This is a genomic window from Paenibacillus sp. FSL L8-0641 (assembly GCF_038006265.1).
GTDB lineage: Bacteria > Bacillota > Bacilli > Paenibacillales > Paenibacillaceae > Paenibacillus > Paenibacillus polymyxa_D.
The window spans coordinates 2598189-2617342 of the sequence record NZ_JBBOUW010000001.1 but is presented as its reverse complement, the minus strand read 5'-3'; the positions used below and the strand labels follow the sequence as shown (position 1 = coordinate 2617342).

At 49.8% G+C, this 19154-nt stretch carries 16 protein-coding genes and 1 pseudogene; 1 reads left to right on the top strand and 16 read right to left on the bottom strand.

The window, feature by feature from the left end:
• The first annotated feature begins 101 nt into the window (after window positions 1-101).
• On the top strand, window positions 102-2297 hold the full coding sequence (locus tag MKY16_RS11740; protein ID WP_318628297.1) for an alpha-galactosidase: 2196 nt from the start codon (window positions 102-104) through the stop codon (window positions 2295-2297).
• Between the two features lie 168 nt (window positions 2298-2465).
• On the opposite strand, the gene MKY16_RS11735 is transcribed toward MKY16_RS11740, so the two are convergent.
• The 16 genes and pseudogenes from MKY16_RS11735 to MKY16_RS11660 all read right to left on the bottom strand — a co-directional run bounded on the left by MKY16_RS11735 (window position 2466) and on the right by MKY16_RS11660 (window position 19142).
• Window positions 2466-2690: a PTS glucose transporter subunit IIA gene (locus MKY16_RS11735; RefSeq protein ID WP_069011442.1), complete on the bottom strand. Its 225-nt coding sequence runs from the start codon at window positions 2688-2690 to the stop codon at window positions 2466-2468.
• Window positions 2691-2699: 9 nt separating this feature from the next.
• Window positions 2700-3296: a hypothetical protein gene (locus tag MKY16_RS11730; RefSeq protein ID WP_340955401.1), complete on the bottom strand. Its 597-nt coding sequence runs from the start codon at window positions 3294-3296 to the stop codon at window positions 2700-2702.
• Window positions 3297-3338: 42 nt separating this feature from the next.
• Window positions 3339-4793, bottom strand: a complete 1455-nt coding sequence (locus tag MKY16_RS11725) for a sucrose-specific PTS transporter subunit IIBC (protein ID WP_209950298.1) — start codon at window positions 4791-4793, stop codon at window positions 3339-3341.
• Between the two features lie 548 nt (window positions 4794-5341).
• Window positions 5342-5566, bottom strand: a complete 225-nt coding sequence (locus MKY16_RS11720; protein WP_069011445.1) for a hypothetical protein — start codon at window positions 5564-5566, stop codon at window positions 5342-5344.
• Between the two features lie 258 nt (window positions 5567-5824).
• Window positions 5825-5953: pseudogene (locus tag MKY16_RS11715) on the bottom strand (tyrosine recombinase XerS); the annotation flags it as partial.
• Window positions 5954-6028: 75 nt separating this feature from the next.
• Complete coding sequence (narI, locus tag MKY16_RS11710; RefSeq protein ID WP_340955399.1) at window positions 6029-6727, bottom strand: respiratory nitrate reductase subunit gamma; 699 nt, start codon at window positions 6725-6727, stop codon at window positions 6029-6031.
• Between the two features lie 2 nt (window positions 6728-6729).
• Entirely contained in the window at window positions 6730-7398 is a 669-nt protein-coding gene (gene narJ, locus MKY16_RS11705; RefSeq protein WP_340955397.1) for a nitrate reductase molybdenum cofactor assembly chaperone, read from the bottom strand.
• Window positions 7385-8899: a nitrate reductase subunit beta gene (gene narH, locus MKY16_RS11700; protein ID WP_069011448.1), complete on the bottom strand. Its 1515-nt coding sequence runs from the start codon at window positions 8897-8899 to the stop codon at window positions 7385-7387. The genes narJ and narH overlap by 14 nt, the downstream gene beginning before the upstream one ends.
• Window positions 8889-12575, bottom strand: a complete 3687-nt coding sequence (locus MKY16_RS11695) for a nitrate reductase subunit alpha (RefSeq protein ID WP_340955396.1) — start codon at window positions 12573-12575, stop codon at window positions 8889-8891. The genes narH and MKY16_RS11695 overlap by 11 nt, the downstream gene beginning before the upstream one ends.
• Window positions 12568-12849 (bottom strand): hypothetical protein, encoded by a 282-nt coding sequence (locus MKY16_RS11690; RefSeq protein WP_029515295.1) that lies wholly within the window; start codon window positions 12847-12849, stop codon window positions 12568-12570. The genes MKY16_RS11695 and MKY16_RS11690 overlap by 8 nt, the downstream gene beginning before the upstream one ends.
• A 52-nt stretch (window positions 12850-12901) precedes the next feature.
• Complete coding sequence (locus tag MKY16_RS11685) at window positions 12902-13228, bottom strand: hypothetical protein (RefSeq protein WP_039274876.1); 327 nt, start codon at window positions 13226-13228, stop codon at window positions 12902-12904.
• Window positions 13218-13658, bottom strand: coding sequence for a hypothetical protein (locus tag MKY16_RS11680; RefSeq protein ID WP_029515298.1), 441 nt, complete (start codon window positions 13656-13658; stop codon window positions 13218-13220). Before MKY16_RS11680 ends, MKY16_RS11685 begins: the two co-directional genes overlap by 11 nt.
• Window positions 13640-15229, bottom strand: a complete 1590-nt coding sequence (locus tag MKY16_RS11675; RefSeq protein WP_165150649.1) for a nitrate/nitrite transporter — start codon at window positions 15227-15229, stop codon at window positions 13640-13642. The genes MKY16_RS11680 and MKY16_RS11675 overlap by 19 nt, the downstream gene beginning before the upstream one ends.
• Window positions 15230-16177: 948 nt before the next feature.
• Window positions 16178-17059, bottom strand: coding sequence for an ABC transporter permease subunit (locus MKY16_RS11670; RefSeq protein ID WP_039274879.1), 882 nt, complete (start codon window positions 17057-17059; stop codon window positions 16178-16180).
• On the bottom strand, window positions 17056-18039 hold the full coding sequence (locus MKY16_RS11665) for an ABC transporter ATP-binding protein (RefSeq protein WP_029515303.1): 984 nt from the start codon (window positions 18037-18039) through the stop codon (window positions 17056-17058). The genes MKY16_RS11670 and MKY16_RS11665 overlap by 4 nt, the downstream gene beginning before the upstream one ends.
• Complete coding sequence (locus MKY16_RS11660) at window positions 18036-19142, bottom strand: hypothetical protein (RefSeq protein ID WP_241113509.1); 1107 nt, start codon at window positions 19140-19142, stop codon at window positions 18036-18038. Before MKY16_RS11660 ends, MKY16_RS11665 begins: the two co-directional genes overlap by 4 nt.
• Window positions 19143-19154 lie beyond the last annotated feature (12 nt).

Sequence of the window (19154 nt, the reverse complement as noted above, 5' to 3'; positions counted from 1 at the left end):
TTCTTCTGCACCTTTACGCTAATGATGAAGACGAATTTTCTATAATCAGTTATTTCATACGCTTACTAAATTATAACACTAAAAGGAGCACGATTTCACTTATGGGCATTCATTACGATGAGAAACGCATGGTATTTCACCTGCAAACCCCCGGTTCCAGCTACTGCATTCAGATTGTTCGCGACGGCTACCTTGGGCATTTATACTGGGGACGACGAATCGCCATCTACCAGGATTCTGTACCTTTTGATTTTATCGATCGGGGCTTTTCGCCGAATCCTGACCCTGCTGACCGAAGGTTCTCCTTGGACAACCTTCCGCAGGAGTATCCGGGTTACGGGAACGGCGATTTTGGCATACCCGCCTATCAGGTCGGCCAGTCTAATGGATCTGAAATCTGTGATTTCCGTTACCAGACTCATCGGATATTCGCCGGCAAGCCAAAGCTTCCAGGTCTTCCTGCCACTTACATCGAGAGGGAGGACGAAGCGGATACGCTGGAGCTTGTGCTTGAAGATGCACTGACCGGTCTGCGTGCTACCTTAATTTATACTGTCTTTAACAAATACGACGCCATCGCTCGGTCGGTTCGTTTCGACCATACCGGCTCCGACAATCTGGTCCTTCTTCGCGCGCTCAGCGCCAGTATCGATTTCAGAGATGACGAGTATGACATGTTGACCTTCTACGGTACGCATACCAATGAGCGAAATATTGCGCGGAGACCCCTTATGCCCGGCATCCAGAATGCGGAAAGCCGGCGAGGTGCCAGCAGTCCCCAGCAGAATCCGTTTCTGGCCCTGCTTCGTCCTGGCGCTGATGAAGACAATGGCGAGGTATACGCGCTCAATCTCGTTTACAGCGGAAACTTCATAGCCCAGGCCGAGGTTCAGCAGTACCGGACGACTCGGTTGTCGATCGGCATCAATCCGTTTGGCTTCTCCTGGCAGTTGGCTCCCGGAGAAAGCTTTCAAACGCCCGAGACCGTCATGGTATACTCTGCACAAGGCTTGGGCGGGATGTCCCGCGTCTTTAATAGGCTCTACCGCACGCGGCTCAGTCGCGGCAAATTTCGTGACGCCGAACGGCCGATTCTAATTAATAACTGGGAGGCCACCTACTTTGACTTTAACGCCGACAAGATCGAAGCGATCGCCCGCGAAGGGAAAGAACTTGGTATGGAGCTCTTTGTCCTGGACGACGGTTGGTTCGGCAAGCGGGACAATGATTTGAGTTCCCTGGGCGACTGGACCGTTGACCGTCGCAAGCTTCCGGAGGGGCTGGACAATCTGGCCCGGCGGATAACCGGAATGGGCATGCAGTTCGGTCTGTGGTTCGAACCGGAGATGGTCTCACCGGACAGCGAACTCTACCGGCGCCATCCCGACTGGTGTCTTCATGTGACAGATCGTCCCCACACGGTGGGGCGAAATCAGCTTGTTCTCGATCTGTCGCGGCGGGATGTATGCGACTATATTGTTGGAGCGCTGTCCGATGTTCTGTCTTCCGCACCGATTACTTATGTCAAATGGGACATGAACCGCCATTTGACGGAGATCGGCTCTGCCCTGCTTCCGGCGGAGCGCCAGCGCGAAACGGGACACCGGTATATCCTCGGTCTGTACAGGGTATTGGACGAGCTCACTTCCGTCTTTCCGGATGTACTGTTCGAGAGCTGTTCCAGCGGAGGAGGGCGCTATGATCCCGGCATGCTCTATTACATGCCGCAAACGTGGACAAGCGACAATACCGATGCGATCAGTCGGCTAAAAATCCAGTACGGCAACAGTATGGTCTATCCGGCTGTGTCTATGGGCGCTCATGTTTCGGGTGTACCGAATCATCAAGTCAACCGGGTTACTCCTCTTGACACCCGAGGACATGTCGCGATGTCGGGAAACCTTGGCTACGAACTCGATCTTACCAAGATGTCGCCGCAGGAAAAGATAGCGATCAAGTCCCAAGTTGCGCTATATAAAGCAATTCGCCCCCTTATCCAATTCGGAGAATTTTATCGCATTTTAAGTCCGTTCGAGGGCAACGAGGTGGCCTGGGCCTTTGTTTCTGATGACCAGAGCGAAGCTGTACTTGCTTTCTTCCGAGTGCTGAGCCAGCCGGGTGAAAGGGTGCCTATTCTGAAATGCAAAGGATTGAATTCGCGTTACCTGTACCGCCATCACGAAACTGGAAAGATATACGGAGGTGACGAGCTGATGTACGCCGGTTTGACACTTCCAAGAATAAAAGGGGATTTTATCAGCCTGTTCTGGCGGTTTAGTAAGATCGACGAGCAATGAATGTATCAAAGCAAAAAAATTAGAAGTCCAACAGAAAGCAGGGCCTGAAATCATGAGATTTCAGGCCCTGCTCGCTATGCCCCTTCGCCGTGGTTATATTATTTTGAGAAGCAAAAATCAACTGGCAAATGTGCTGTAACAGCTTGCCGGTTCTCCGATAAATCCAAGCTACACCATCATTTTAAGTGAACACGAAGCAGTGGGGACACCGTCTACCACCCCAGCGCCTTCCATCGTCTCCACCGGTTTCACCATTTCCTGGTCGTCCGGGACCAACACTGGTGTGATCACCGGAAAGCCCGCCTGCTCGATTTCGGAAATATCAAATTCCAGTAGCTGTCCTTTCTTGATTTTGTCACCGGTCTGAACTCGTAGAGTAAACCCTCTTCCCATTTGTAAAGATCAATGGAGCGATAGAGCATGGCTCAGCCGGTAAGATTGGAACGTTGCGCTCCAAACGGCATAAAAGCAATCTTTCTGTTTCCATACTTTGGGGTCGCGACAATGATCGGTATACCCGGACGGAGGTCCGCTTATAACCGGGGAGGAGAACTTGTGTATACGTCCATCTCTCTCCATTTGAGCCATACACTGATAAGGCACTCGCTCCCAACTCTTATCATGTGTATTGCCGGTGTACCTGAGGTACAATCGCCCATTGTGTTCGATTGCACTGCCCGAGTATACTCCATGACTGTCAAAATCCCGGTCCGGTTTTAACGCCACTCCCCGGTTCGTCCAGTGAACGAGATCCCGAGAGCTGGTATGATACCAATATTTGAGACCATGCACAGTACCGAGAGGAAAACATTGATAGAACAAATGATACTCTTCATGAAAAAAAGCAAATCCATTCGGGTCGTTCAGCAACCCTGTCTCAGGCTGGATATGATACCCCTGGCGCCAGGGGCACCTTGCCACTCTGGCGGCCAGACCGGAGATTTCCTCCGTATTGGTATCTTCTAATCTTCTGTATCTCTCTTCTTTTATCCACTCCACAGCAACCTCCTTACTGCAAAATAGTTCCAAGCATGCTTAAACTTACGGTCGATCCGCTGCTTCGCTTGAAGTCTCCCCTGAGGCTGACGCATTTTTCCGCTTGCCCCAGAGCAGGGTGATGAGAAACGTAACCAGAAAGCTGATGCCCATGCCGATACAGAAATCAGCGATGGACTGTGGACGGATTGCGATAATACCGGGTAGCGCCGCCGGTCCCATTGAAATGGACAGCACATGTGCGTAAGCAATATAGGCGGAAGCCAGGCCGGAACCGATCATCGCAGCAATGAACGGGTAGCGAAGCTTCAGGTTGATTCCGAACATTGCAGGTTCGGTAATACCGAGCAGCGCGGATATGCCGGCAGCTGAGGCGATACTCTTCGTCTTGCTGTTGCGTGTGATGAGAAAGACGGCCAGCGTAGCCGCGCCCTGAGCGATATTCGCCATCGAGGCAATCGGAAGCAAGAAGGATCCGCCCGTCTTAGCAACGTCCGACAATAGTTGGGTATCCACAGCGAGGAAACTGTGATGCATTCCCGTTATGGCAATCGAAGAATAGAAAAAACCGAAAATACCTCCTCCAATGAAACCCGTCGTATCATAGAGCCAGAAGAGACCATCTGTCAGTCCGTTGCCCGCGGCGCGAAGGACCGGTCCAACAACAGCAAAGGTCAAGAGGCCGGTAACGAGGACAGACAGCAAGGGAGTCAACAGATTATCAAGATAAGATGGAATTACCTTTCGCAAATTTTTCTCGATTACCGATAAAATATAGGATACGGCCAGTACTGGCAGAACCGTTCCCTGATAGCCAACCTTTTCGATTGAGAAACCGAACAGTTGCCAGGTGGGTACTGTCCCATCTACAAGTGCCTGGCCGTAGCTGTAACCATTAAGCAGATCGGGATGAACCATAATCATGGCCAGCGCCGCACCCAAATAAGGATTTCCACCAAACTTGCGAGTGGCTGAGAAGCCGATCAGGATGGGAAGGAAAACAAATGGAGCGTTGGCGAATAAATTAATAATGCTTGCCCAATCGGCAATACCAGGGTACATCTCGACCAGAGACCTGGGACCAAACAGATTGCTGGCAGTCAGAACGTTGTTGATCCCCATTAATAGACCCCCGGCAACAATCGCCGGAATGATCGGAACAAAAATGTCGGAAAGTGCTTTCACAAGTCGTTGAAGCGGATTCATTTTAGCTGCTCCTGCCGTCTTTACATCGCCGGTGGACATTTCTCCGAGACCCGTAAGTTTGGCGAACTCGCCATACACGTTATTTACAATCCCGGCTCCAAGGATAATTTGATATTGCCCTGCTATAGAAAAAGTCCCTTTAACAACGTCCATTTGATCAAGCGCTTTTTGATCAAGCAAAGATTCATCTTCAAGAACGAGCCGCAATCGCGTCGCACAATGAGCAGCTGCCGTTATGTTTTCCTTACCTCCCAGGGCATCCAGGATGTCAGCTGCAACTTGCTTGTAATCCATATTTCTCTCCTCCTAATATTATGAAACCGGTTCCAATTTAATTAAAAAAAATGTTCGTTACCGACATTGGCCGGTAATTTTTGTTCGAAAACAACTGCCCTCCTATTACTTTCTCCGAAGAAGGTTATTGCCCCACTTCACCACTTCTCGCTCCCTTCAATAAGCCCCTTTTGACCACCCGTAGGATTGGATGGACATACAACCCTTGCCATAGGAAAAAAATTGCTCAATTCAAAATGTTTGTTTTATATTAAATTTTGTAAGGGGGCTGTTATTTGATAATAAAACACTATCCATGTCATCCTCAATGGTAAGTTAATGCGATGGCAGGGTAAAAAATTGCCCCTTCATTAACACAAAAATCCACCGCAGAAAATAAAGGGTCGTTGCTGCTTCCAGCCCGGTTTTCCTACACTCTGACCTGAACAGACTGAAACACGAGGATTATTTGCTAAATCCATAAGAGTGCTTGCCTGCCAATCGTCAGGAAAGAATTTAAGCATCTCTTGGCAGAACAATGTGGGTTCTTACGATATTCAGGAATCGGTTTATTGAATACTTAAAGCCTCCGTTTCGTCTCCGGTGAGTCCTTCGTCTTCATCATCTACCATCGTCTCTACCCAATTAATGTCTGCAAAAGCTATCTTCATGTACTCCATCAGTACGCGCTGAGCATTGAATCCTACCTCATCAATCATAGATTCCTTAGTAAAGTTTTCTGAAACTAACCAATCAAAAAACATAATATAGTCATGGCAATAGTTCAGAAGCACTGATAAACCTCCCCACCTATAAGTTCATCACTTTGGTCGTTTGATCAATGATGAAACTGAAATCACCTCTTGCAAGTGGTGAATTATATATTATTATACAATTTTATCTATGTATTCCATAAAAGAATTCTCCTTGGACGCAAACCATCATTCTGAATCCATTACTATAGAAAAAAGCCGCCATTAAGGGCGACTTTCTACATCCTATGTTCTGTCCTCCAAGAGCTTCAATCTTAATTTGATCGCCCACCATCAATAAAGGTTGTTTTTCAATCTGGGCACATTAATGTTCTCTAGGTGATAACGGGTTGCAAATGAATGTCTCAGAGAATGCACGGATAAAGCTGGTTTTCCAAAAGCTGAAGCATATTTTTCAATCAGTTTCTCATTGGTTAAGCAGAGATGCTCTTCATGAACAGCTATTATTGTCATCAGAAATTTTCGTCCATATCGAAATAGAAATCAGGTTCTCTCCCGTTTCCGGTAACTGTTTCTGGAACGGTACTGCTGCGGAGATCTTGCCGGATAACGTGCGGGAAAAGAAAACATATGGACCAGATGGGTAAACGGTATGGAAGCGAACAGAAGAAACGCCAGGATGATGTGAAGCTGAAACACGAAAGGAACCATGTGCATCAACCCGTATTGCGGATTAAAGGTGAACAGGCTGCGAAACCAAGGCCCGATGGTCGTACGGTATTCATAGGCCACCACAGTCGTATTATACACGAAGGTCATATAGGTACCGATGGCTGCGATGATCAGGACTAAAATCACTGCAAAATAATCACCAAAACCCGCATGGGCCCTTACCCGACGGTTAAGGATTTTGCGCATAAGCAGAAGAACCAGACCGATGACGACCATCAGACCGGCAAAGCCGCCCCCCGCGATCGCAAATATATGATAGGTCTCATCGGATATGCCGAAGAAATGATAAACACTGCGCGGGATCAACACACCCATGATATGGCCAACAAACGCGAAAATGATCCCGTAATGGAACACAGTCGAACCGATTCTGAGCCATCTTTTTTCAAAAATCTCCGTGGAAGGCGCCGTCCAGCTGACCTGACGAAAAGCAAACCGATAGAGCAAGCCAAAGATCATCACCGTCAAGGTGAGATAGGGAAACACGACCCACCAAAAGATACCAGTCATCATTATACCTCCATTCCATCGCACGTTTTGTAGACAGGTAAGCCCGAATCGCTACGAGCCGTACCGTCCATGCCAAACAGGATAGGATAAGGCAGTTCATCCAGATCGGCGCTCTCCCGCTTGCTCTCCAGCATGCGAATTTCTTCTTCCGTAGGGACCTCGAAAACATCGGTCATCAGAAAGTTCAACAACCTGGAATAGGGACTGTCTTCAGACAGATGCTTCCGAATCCGCTCTGTGGCTGCGGCCAGCCGGAGTTCAAGCGCGCGTACATGAACATTGTCGGACCTTACGGCCAGTAGCTCGTACAACAGCGGAATGAAGTCGCACAGCTCCCCGCTCGGCATCATAAAGCCCGCATCCCGGACAATATGCTGAAGCAAAATCAGAGCTGCCCCACGTTCCCGACTGTCACCCAATTCATGAGCGGTCAGATAGAGTCCGGTCTTTTCCTTCCAATCGAACGTCCAAACATAAATTTCCTGAAGCTCCTTGGGAGGAACCGAGAAGATAGCCTCGGCCGCCTGGCCAAACCTGCTCGCCAGCTCATTATCTTTCATTTCCTCTTGGACAGCTGCAAGCAGTTCCTCCTTCATTTCCTGAAAATCCTCACCGGGATATCCTAGCAATCTGGCGCAGGCCGCCAGCAAAACGGGCTTATGTTCCATCATCCATGTCCTCCCTTGCGAAAAGATGTGACGTGACCGCGCTTGACGGGGTAATGGATTCAATGCTGCAGGCCCCCTGCTTGTAATGAAGCTCTTTCGCGCCATCCATTTCCCTCCGAGCGGTTGGGATCACAAACCTTTCGTTATATTTGGCAACAGCGAACAATCGGGTCATCTCTTCAATTTCCTCCACTGTAATTCCCGCCTCTCCCAAAAGCTGGCTGTGTCTGAGATCATCCATGCCGCCAACGGCTTGCTGCCGCCTATGTACACGCATGGCGGTCATTTTAAGCAACACTCTACGGATGACGGAGGTATCCCCTGCCGTAAGCAGAGATGCCAGATACTCCATTGGAATCCGCATTTGATCGACGGCGGGAATATAGTGATCGGTCTGAAGCTCGTCTTCTTCAATATGGTTCATAATCGGGCTAAGCGGTGGAACATACCACACCATAGGGAGCGTGCGGTATTCCGGATGAAGTGGCAGAGCAACCTTCCACTTCATGGCAAGCTTGTAGATCGGCGAGCGCTGTGCCGCATCGATCCAGGAATCGTTGATCCCGCTTCTTCTCGCCTCCTTGATCACTTCCGGCTCGAAGGGATCAAGGAACACCGAAAGCTGGGATTCATACAAATCCTGCGGATTCTCCACGGAAGCTGCCGCCTTGGCCCGATCTGCGTCATAGAAGACGACACCGATATAGCGAATCCGGCCCACACAGGTTTCCGAGCAAATCGTGGCCATGCCCGCTTCTGTCCGCGGGTAGCAGAAATTGCATTTTTCCGCCTTGTGCGTATTCCAGTTGTAGTATACCTTGTGGTAGGGACAGCCATTGGTACAGAATCTCCACCCCCTACAGGCGTCTTGATCTACAAGTACAATGCCATCCTCCTCCCGCTTGTACAGAGCTCCGGATGGACAGGAAGCCACGCAGGAAGGGTTCAGACAGTGCTCGCAAATGCGGGGCAGGTACATCATGAACGTCTTCTCATACTCCATGGCGATCTGTTCCTGAAGCTGCTTGACATTCGGGTCCAGCGGTACGATCTCGCTTCCGCCAGCCAGGTCGTCATCCCAGTTCGGGCCCCATTCCGGCTTGTCCATATATTCGCCGGTAATCAGTGATACTGGACGCGCGACCGGAAGATGCTTCCGCTTGGGGCTATGAATCAAGTTATCGTAATCATAGGTCCACGGCTCATAGAAGTTGTCCAGGCTGGCCATATTCGGATTGTAAAAAATATTCGCCAGTTTGGTGATTGGCCCCCCCGCCCGAAGTGCCAGCTTTCCGTTGCGCAGAACCCACCCGCCTTTAAATTTCCTCAGGTCTTCCCATGCCCGAGGGTAACCGGGACCCGGCCGGGTTTCCACATTGTTGTACCACATGTATTCCGTTCCGGGCCGATTGGTCCACGTGTTCTTGCAGGTCACCGAACAGGTATGGCAGCCGATGCATTTGTCCAAGTTCATGACCATGGCGACTTGCGCTTTAATCCTCAAGCCAGTCAACCTCCTTCAACGGTCGGATGATTGTCATCGTATCTCTCTGACTTCCTGTCGGCCCGTAATAATTGAACCCGTAGCTCAATTGGGCATAACCTCCGATCATATGTGTCGGCTTCATCGTAATCCGAGTCACACTGTTATGGGTACCGCCGCGCTGCTTGGTGATAGAGGTGCCTGGCACGCCAAGCGTGCGATCCTGGGCATGATACATATAAGCGATCCCCTCCGGAATCCGGTAAGTCAGCACCGCTCTTGCTGCGATGACTCCATTCCGGTTATATACCTCAATCCAATCGTTATCCTTGATCCCGATTGAAGCCCCGTCTTTTTCGTTCAGCCAGACGACCTGCCATCCGCGGAACAGCGTCGACATTTGATTGGTGTCGATGAACATCGTATGAATTCCCCATTTTTGGTGCGGGGTCAAATAACGGATCGTCATCGTTTTCCCATTCGCTGGCACTTCTTTCTCACCCTTAAAAAAAGGAACGTGCTCCAGCGGCGGCAAATAAAGCGGCAGCCCTTCACCGAAATCCAAAATCATCTCATGGTCCAGATAAAAGCTTTGTCTGCCTGTTAAAGTGCGCCATGGAATGCTGTACTCCGTATTTAAGGTAAAGGGCGAGTATCTCCGATTGTCCTTCTCCAAGCCACTCCAGACCGGAGTTGAGATCGTATGCCGGGGCTGAGCAGTAATATCCAGAAGCGTGAAAGCCTCTTCTTCCCGAGGTTTTGAGATGTCCTCCAGCTTTTTGCCGGTTTTGGTCTCTAACGAACGCCAGCCTTCCACGGCTCGTTCTCCGTTCGTGGCGCCAGACATCAGCAGAATCGCTTCGATTACCTGTTTATCCCGGAATAGATCCGGCTGTCCTTTGCCAATCCCCTCATGTTTCGATGCCCCCAGCCGCTCCATGAGCTGGCCGTACACCTTGTCGCCGGGAATTTTAATCCCCTTTGTTCCATAACCCTTTTTAATGTTCGGTCCGATGGTAATCATTTTTCCATACACGTTCGGATAGTCACGCTTCACCAATAAAAAATGGGGCATCGTTTTGCCGGGCACTGCCTCCGTCTCTCCCTTGCGCCAATCGCGGATTTTTCCGTGAACTTGGGCGATTTCATCTGGACTGTCATGTCCGAGCGGAGTCATGAGAACATCCTCGCAGGCTAGCAAATGTTTCTCCGCCAATTGGGAGAACGTTTTGGCGATTTCCCGAAAAGCGTCCCAATCGCTTTTGCTTTGCCAAGGCGGTTCAATAGCCGGATTAAACGGATGGACAAACGGATGCATATCGGTCGTGCTTAAATCGTATTTTTCGTACCAGGTCGCTGCTGGCAGCACGATATCCGAAAACAGCCCTGAACTCGTCATTCTAAAATCCATGCTGATGAACAAATCGGTTTTGCCTTCCGGCGGAACATCATCCGTCTTCACCGTCTCTGGCCGCCACGAATGGCTCGGGTCCGTCAACACCTGATTGTCCGCCCCGATCAAATGTTTGGCAAAGTATTCATGCCCTTTACCGCTATCGCCAAGCAGATTGGACCGCCAGTTGAAAAAGACACGCGGGAAATTGTTCGGATCATTGGGGTGCTCCACCGCAAAATCTAGCTCTCCCTCTTTAACCATTCTCGCAATTTCCTGTACGGCCTCCTGATCGTCCGAAAACCCTTTTTCTCGAACCTGTCTGGCCACATCGATGGAGTTCTGGTTGAATTGCGGGAATGAAGGCAGCCACCCGAGCCTTACGGCCAGCGCATTGACATCCGCAGGATGCATATGGTTAAACCGCCCGCCCCAGGATGGTTTCTGCTCCTCATTGACCTTGGCCTCATAGCGGAACTGCTCCGTCGCGAAGTAGAAGAAGGAGGTTCCGTTTTGTAAGCGGGGAGGCTTGATCCAATCTCCTGCAAATGCGATCTGCTGCCACCCCTCCACTGGCCTCACCTTTTCCTGACCTACGTAATGGGCCCATCCGCCGCCATTTACTCCCTGGGAGCCCGTGAGCAGAACCAAATTCAGAATGGAACGGTAGATTTGGTCGCTGTGATACCAATGGTTCGTTCCTCCGCCCATGGCGATCATCGATTTTCCACCTGTCTTGGCCGCATTTTCGGCAAACTCCCTCGCTACCTGAATGCAATGAGATTTCTTGACGCCAGTAATCGCCTCCTGCCAAGCCGGTGTGTAAGGCTTCGGATCGTTATAATCGACCGGATAATCGCCTTGCAGTTGCTGTCTGGGTACACCCACATGAGCCATCATAAGGTCATAAACCGTCACGACTTTGAGCGTCCTGCCTTCCACACTCGGCAAATGCTTTACGGGAACTCCACGCCGAACTGTCCCTCCCTCCGATTCCACGAAATAAGGAAAGTCAACGAGAGCCACTTCATCCGCCGCATCAATAAATGACAGCAGAGGATCCACTACTGTCCCGTCAGGATTTTCGAGATCCAGGTTCCACCTGCTGTCCTGATCCCAACGGAAGCCCTGGCTGCCGCTCGGAACCATCGGCGCTCCTGATGCCTCGTCCCAGACTACCGTTTTCCATTCGGCCAACTCCTGGGCATCTCCCAAGTCGGAGGCCCGGAGGAAGCGGCCCGAACGAAACGCATCGGCATGTTTCTCTAGTATCACGAGGAAAGGAAGGTCTGTAAATTTTTTTGCGTAATCCGTAAAATAAGGGACTTGCTGATCCACGTAGAATTCTTTGAGAATGACGTGGGTCATAGCCATGGCAAGCGCGGCATCGGTCCCGGCTTTAGCTGGCAGCCAAATGTCCGCAAACTTTTCATACTCGGCATAATCGGGGCTGACCCCGACCACCTTGGTGCCGTTATAACGGGCTTCCACCATGAAATGCGCATCAGGAGACCGGGTTTGCGGAATGTTGGTCCCCCAGATAATAAAATACTTGGAGTTATACCAGTCGCCGCTTTCCGGCACATCTGTTTGTTCTCCCCAAACCTGCGGCGAGGCAGGGGGAAGGTCTGCATACCAATCATAAAAACTGAGGATGGTCCCGCCAATCAGCGACAGGAAGCGTGTCCCTGCCGAATAACTCACCATGGACATGGCCGGGATCGGGCTAAAACCAACAACACGATCTGGACCGTATTGTTGAATGGTATGGATAATAGAGCTGGCAATCATCTGACAGGCATCATCCCAATCCGCCCGAACGAAGCCGCCTTTCCCCCTGGCCTTGACGTATCTGTCACGCTTTTTGGGATCGCTGACGATGTTTTTCCAGGCCGTGACCGGGTCCTCAACAACTGCCAGCTCCTCACGCCACATGTCGTACAAATCACCGCGGATATAGGGATACTTCACCCGGATCGGGCTATAGGTATACCAGGAGAAGCTTGCCCCGCGCGGGCAGCCCCGGGGTTCATACTCGGGGAAGTCGGCTCCTGTGGTCGGGTAGTCCGTTTTTTGTGTTTCCCAGGTGATAATGCCGTCCTTGACGAAAACATTCCAACTGCAGGAACCGGTACAGTTTACGCCATGTGTCGACCGAACGACCTTGTCATGCTGCCAGCGGCCACGGTATAGGCTCTCCCAATCCCGGGATCTTGGGCTCTCCTCGGTCCATCCCTCGTTTATGGCCTCTCCGCGTTGCAAATATTTCAACGCATCAAGCAGCTTGTTTTTATGTTCAGCCATTGCACAGATGCTCCTTTCCCTGCTGGTTTACCGGGTTAAACCTTTCCCCCGTCAGTTTGAAGCTGTCTTGTCCCAACTGAAGCTCTTCCATAAACACTTCCCAATCCGCTGCGTTGCAAGCCGCGATAATCAGGCGCTGAAGCTCGTTCAGATCCTGCAGCCGGCAGATTTGTTCTTGCACAGGCTGCGGCACTCCGCCGAATCTCATCTCAAGCAAGGCAAGCAAATCATTCCGATCATCCCGGACAAATTGTTCCGTTTCCACCTGATTCATCTGGTTCGCCTTCTTTCGTATCCATTTTTCCAACTCATTCTGCCGACCTTTGTTAGAATTTCATCATTTTAAAATAATCGGCAATCATCGATTTCTTAATCTTTTCCGCCGACTGTTTAAAAAAGGTCAAGACCTCTTCATCGCCGTCTTCCACCAATGCCCAGGAAAATTTCCTGCTGGTGACCTGCCCCAATTCCTCGCCAAATCGGAGGTAGACGGTGATGCCGTGATCATCGGTCCGGCCACCCGCCTTCACATCATAAGGATGAAGGTGGAGCATCTCGAGCTCTTGTACCAGTAGCCGATACAGTCTCGGCTCCACAGATTGAAGTGGTTTGTCGGGAAGCATCGCCGCCAGTGTATAGGTCTCATTTTTCATGGAGCAGTCCCTCCACTTCTTTTTCCAGCATGTTCATTTCATCCCGGTTATGCAGTTCATCAACGATAATCAAAGCCTGAAAACGAGCAAGAAGCTCGCCACCCACCTTGCTCTGCGCCAGCAGTTCCTTAATCTCAGCGACAATTTCTCGCATTAATTGATGATCGCGAGTCAGGGAAATAATGACGTTCTTCAACTCCGACTTGATGCCCACAGCTTCTACATATAATCCTTCCTCTTCGCTGGCTGCGTGCTGGAGCGTACGCCCCTCCCAATGCTCCACCGTGATGTAGGCAATTTCCTCCGCTTTGTCCAATTCACCTTTTTTTATACTTCTGTCCAACAGCTCGGTAAGTTCTCTTGCTTCGCCTAAGGCCGCCTCATGAATCATCGAATGACTGTCCACATGTCTCAATGCGGGTCCTGACATGAATCCCCCGCCTCCTTTCCTGTTGCTTTTTTTGAGAAATGATTTTGCGCTAGCCCGCCGCCTTCACCTTCCTCGATTACGGAGTCAGCCTGCGAAAGGTCGCTGAATATAGCCACATAATGAGTGACATTCTGCTCGTTCGTAATTGCCGTTACCGAGAGCCACTCTCGAAAAACCTCCCCGCTTGCCTTGCGATTGACGATCTTTCCCTGCCATTTTCCGGTGGTCAGCAAAGTGACCCAAAAGGCATTATAGAAAGAGCGATCTTGGAAGCCGGAGTTGAGTATATTGGGAGTTTTTCCAATCACCGCTTCTTTGGGATATCCGGTGACCTCGGTGAAGGCGGCGTTTACGGTATGGATCACGCCCTTGGCATCAGTGACCATCACGGCATCGGCTGTGGACTTGATAATATCCGACGCAAACTCCAGCTTGTTGCTGAAAAATACCCACAGAACAAGTATCAGGCTGGCCAGCGAGGCCTCGGACAAGGCCATAAAGCCGATTGCGTAGTGGCCTGTCCACCCAAACAGCAGGGTAAGCAGCAGTGGAGGAAAAAAACCGCCCAGACCGCCCGCGGCAGAGACGATCCCGCTGGCGATGCCCCCTTGCTTTGAAAAGTATAGCGGGACCAGCTTGAACACCGCGCCGTTCCCGATACCGGCGCACACGGCTACCATCAAACAACCCAACGTAAAAAGAGGCATGGTCAATCCGAAAGAGAGTAAAACTCCTGACAAGGTTAGGCCGGCAAACACGAACATAAGAACTACAAAAGGATTGGACTTGTCGGACAGTATCCCGCCTACTGGACGGAGAAAGGTAGCCAAGGCGATAAAACCCGCCGTCCTGAGTCCGGCATCCACCTTGCTTAATTCAAAATAGCTGACCAGAAAACTGGGGAGATAGATTGTAAAAGCTACGAAGGAGCCGAAGGTAATGAAGTAAAATATGCTGAAAAACCACAGCTTTTCGTTGCGATAAACCTGCTTGAGTTGATTCTTCCAGGAGCTTCGTACACGCTCTTCGCGCTTATCCCCTAAAAACAGATTCAGCAGAGCGAAAAGGGCAAGCAAAATCAAAAAAAGCTGAAGGGCTCTTGACCAGCCGATCGCATCAGCCACCCACGGTGCGCCAAAGGTAGAGATGGCCGTACCCAGGTTCCCGATCCCGTATATCCCATTGATGGTGCCCTGCTTTTCTTTGGGATAATATTGAGGCAGTGAAGTCACACCGATCGAGAACGTAGCCCCGCCTATCCCAAGAAAGAAGCCCCCAACCGCCAAATCCAGAAAAGTATTGGCCTGGCTCAAATAGTAGACAGGAACAAGCAAAATCAAGAAACTGACTGTATTCATCAGCCTTGCCCCGAAGCGGTTGGTCAGAATCCCCGCCGGAATTCGCAGCAAAGAGCCCAAGATTACCGGGATCGCGGTAGACCACGCTCTTTGCCCAGGCGTCAGCGGAATATCCTGACTTATGTAAGAAATCAGGGAAGAGATCAAGACCCAGGCCATAAAGGAGACAACCAGACTAAGGGTTTGCAATGGCAACTGAATTTTTTTTACCATGTATAGCTCCCCTTTGGAGATTATTCGAATTGCAACTATAGGATATAATATCCATTTTTGACAAACTTCTGGCCTTTCAAACATTTGATTTGGGGAGATAACAAATGACGGCTCACTTGCAACCTGTGATGGAAGGATGCTTGCCATGATCGGCTACGATGTGGAAAAATATTTTCGGAAGATGCTGTAGCTGGCGGGCAAAAATCAGGTCAACTTTTTATGTAGAGCAATTGCATTTGTATTTTATGAAGCTCAAGCGATTAATAGTTTTTCCACGTCCATGACCAGTTCTTCGCCTGTCATATTTAAATACTTTTGGCCACATAGAAATTCTAAACCACTGTCTTTTTCTATTGTACAGGATGAAAAACTCCAACTTGACATGGTTAATCAAATTAGTAGGTTTCTATTGATTGTTACGCTGGAAAGATAAGCATCGTTTGCAGAAATGGGCATATACCCAGGTGATTTTCAAAATAAAAAAACGCTCTAGGTTATCCTAAAACGTCTTTTGAAAATAGAAATATTAGCCATAGAGGTCAACATCAAATGATTAAAGTTTGAGCTTGTACCCGATGCTCTCTAACGGGTAACATCAAACTGAAATTAAGATGCATATTGTCAGAATAGTAACTAGCAGCAGTCCATCTTGTTCTGCCCCAATTAAAATATTATTATCGCTGTGTAAATATGGTTGCAATAATGTCTATCACCTTCTATAGACTTGGAGACCTTAGGCCCTTTTTGATCGCTTTAAGCGTGATTATGGCGTAAAGACGAGGCTGAAACTAATGAACGATCGAAATAGATAAACAGACTCATTGATTCATTTATTGGAATAAAGCAAGCAATTTGGCGGTCTTTTTAGACCACCTTTTTTATTCTCAGAAGGTCTTTTAAAACAATTTTTTTGAATGGCTGCTGAAGTCTGAAACTTCAAAGTAGAACCTATAAATCCTTGCGGACAAAGCGGCGCAGCCCGAGTCCAAAGAGCACAGCCGTGTAAAATGCCGCGTATATCAAAAAGGCTGTTGAAGGAATCTCGCCGATACCAAACGGTCCACTTGTGCTTACCGGGATGAGTCCATTAATATTCTCGAAGCTGAACAACACTGCCTGCATTTTACGCTGCAGTCCATCGGCAGGCATGATCAGGGACAGGACACCCGTTATATTGTTCAGGGTCTGCATGGGACCTGGCTCCAGACCCACAGAGCCGATGATTTTTCCAACCATGCCACCGAGCCAACCAGCCCCATAAAGCATCGTCATGACGACACCATTCGCAACCGATGACAAATAGCCGGATCCGAACATGGACACGGTTACAAGCAGGGGAACGACTGAAGCAAATAGCAAAAAAGACTGCACCAGCACTACCGGATCACGCGGGATCGAAGCATGCACATCGGTGATCCACAAAATCAGGCTGTACAATACCAAGGCATAGATTACACCAAGCGAAACATAGCCGAGCCAGCGGCCCGTATACCATTTCCACCTCGGAATCGGCCGTGGCAGCATCGCCTGCATGACCCCCTGCTCCGCCTCACCCGCAATCGTGGAAAATGAGCTAAAAATCGCTAAAAAGGCGAGTACAAAACTTGCGAAGAAAAAACCGAGCATCAAAATGAACATCCCGAGCGTAAATTCCTGGATCATAGTTTCATTATTCGTACCGCCTGTGATCACCCTAGAGGTAGAATCTCCTGCGATGGCGCCGGCAATAAACCAAAATCCCAGCAGGAATACAACAGTTAATAAAAGTGTCAGCAGGAGGACCCGTTTGCGCAGTAGCTCCTTCCAGGTCATGGTCCAAATAATCCTCATTCCTGTTCCCCCCTATGATTCAGCCCTGCAACAGCCTTCATGAACCACTCTTCAAGCCGTTCTCGAACTTTGGTGACTTCATATAACGTCATCCCCTGTCCGATCAGCAACGTATTGATCCAGCCTGCCTGTTCTTCGCTCTCCAGTTCCGCTTCAAGCCAGACGGTATCATCTATGCCCCTCTCTCCTGTAAATCCGCCTTCGGCTTTTCCATCTGTTATTACTCGAAAGCTGAGCTCTGTCGTATCCATAAGCCAGGACAGCAAAAAAGGCGAAAATCCGCCGACTTTAAAACGCCAGCAGACTCGCTTCTGGAGCATTTCGGCTACCCGCCCATGGCGGAGAACCTGTCCGTTATTCAAGAGTGCCATTCTGTCGCATAATACTTCCACATCTTCAAGCAGATGGGAGTTTAAGAAAATCGTTTTCCCCTGCTGCTTCAGTTCCTCAAGTATATTACGTACATGCATTCGTCCAACCGGATCCATGGCGGAAGAAGGCTCGTCAAGAAAAATCACGGCCGGATCATTCACCAGCGCGCAAGCCAGTCCAAGCCGCTGCTGCATGCCTTTGGAATAATGCTTAACACGGTCCTTCCCCCGTTGACCCACACCTACCATGTGCAATAGCTCAGGAACTCTCTTGTCGATCACCTGCTTGTCCAAACCGCATAATCGCCCATGCAACCGGACGACCTCATCACCGGTAAGCCATTCCTGATACCGGTACAGCTCGGGGAGATACCCGATTTGCCGTTTCGCTTCGAGCGTTCCGATGGGTGCACCCATCAGGGTTGCTCCTCCGGCCGTCGGATGGATGAGCCCGACCAGCATTTTCACAAATGTGCTTTTCCCGGCTCCATTGGGGCCGAGGAAGCCAAAGGCTTCCCCTTTCCCTACGGTGATGGTCACGTTGCGGCAGCCGCGCCCGTTGCTGTATTCCTTGGTTAATCCTTTAGCGTCGATTGTCGGCTTACTCATGCCTCAACCAGCTCCTTAAGCTTGTTCATGAAATCAAACTCTGACTCATAGGCGCTCCCACCTTCAAAGGAAAAGACCTGTCCGTCTTTGATCCAGATAGCGGTACGATTCGTCATTGATCTGTACTTCATGTTTGTAACCAGAACCTTGGTTCCTCCAATGGTAATCTCAGAAGTTTCAGCACTTTTATTAACCACATATGGCATAGGAATGGAACCTGCCAGAATGCGGCTGCGCTTTACCTTCTCTTTCAGATCGGAAGGCAGAATCGGAAGCTGAAGAACGGCATCCACCGCTTTTTCTGTATCAACGGACGGATCTACCGTAATTTCTGGAGCCTGCATCTGTGTCAGAGTTGCCCAGTGGTCCTGATCGGTACCCAAATCGTAATTTACGCTTTCATGTGTACTAAACGCTATTTCTTTATTGTCCATCGACTCCGGCAGCAGCTTCGTTGCCCCTACACGCTGCATAGCTTTATTGAGCTCATCCACATTCAGCATCATTGTAATTTTTTGTGAAGGAGTAACGTACACACTTTCCTTCGTTCCGGCCACATTTACTGGAAGAAGCTGATATCCGAGCTTAGAGACGGCTTGTTCACGCGTAAAATCACCCTGTACGTTTCCGCTTTCCGATGTAAACTGGCCAAAGGTGTTTTCTATGTCGGCCGATTTTCCCGGAACCAGTTGATTAAACATACCTTCGAGCGTGCTTTCGTCAACTGTAGCGATATCCTGCACCCGGAATTGATTTAAAAATGCCGCCAGCGCGTTATTTCCCACAGGGGTTGTAAGTACGACGCCAAAGATAACGGCTGCCGCCACCGCTGCGGCCCACTTTCGGCCCTTGCCTGCCCGCCGGCGGAAAGAAGCAACCGGAGCCGGAGCATCAACTTTCAAACTGGATTCCGAATCCTGAATTGCAGCTGAGTCCGCTGGCGGCCTAAGGGTATCGGCAAGCCTCAGAACGTCCTCTTTGTTATTTGCGTCCCCGGTCTCCCACTTGGCGTTTACCGGCTCCATGGCCAGCTTCTGTAGCAACCTCTCCCAGGCTTCATGTGTACTTTTGTCAGCTTCTGAATGCTGCAATTTAGTTGTCATATCATTTCAATC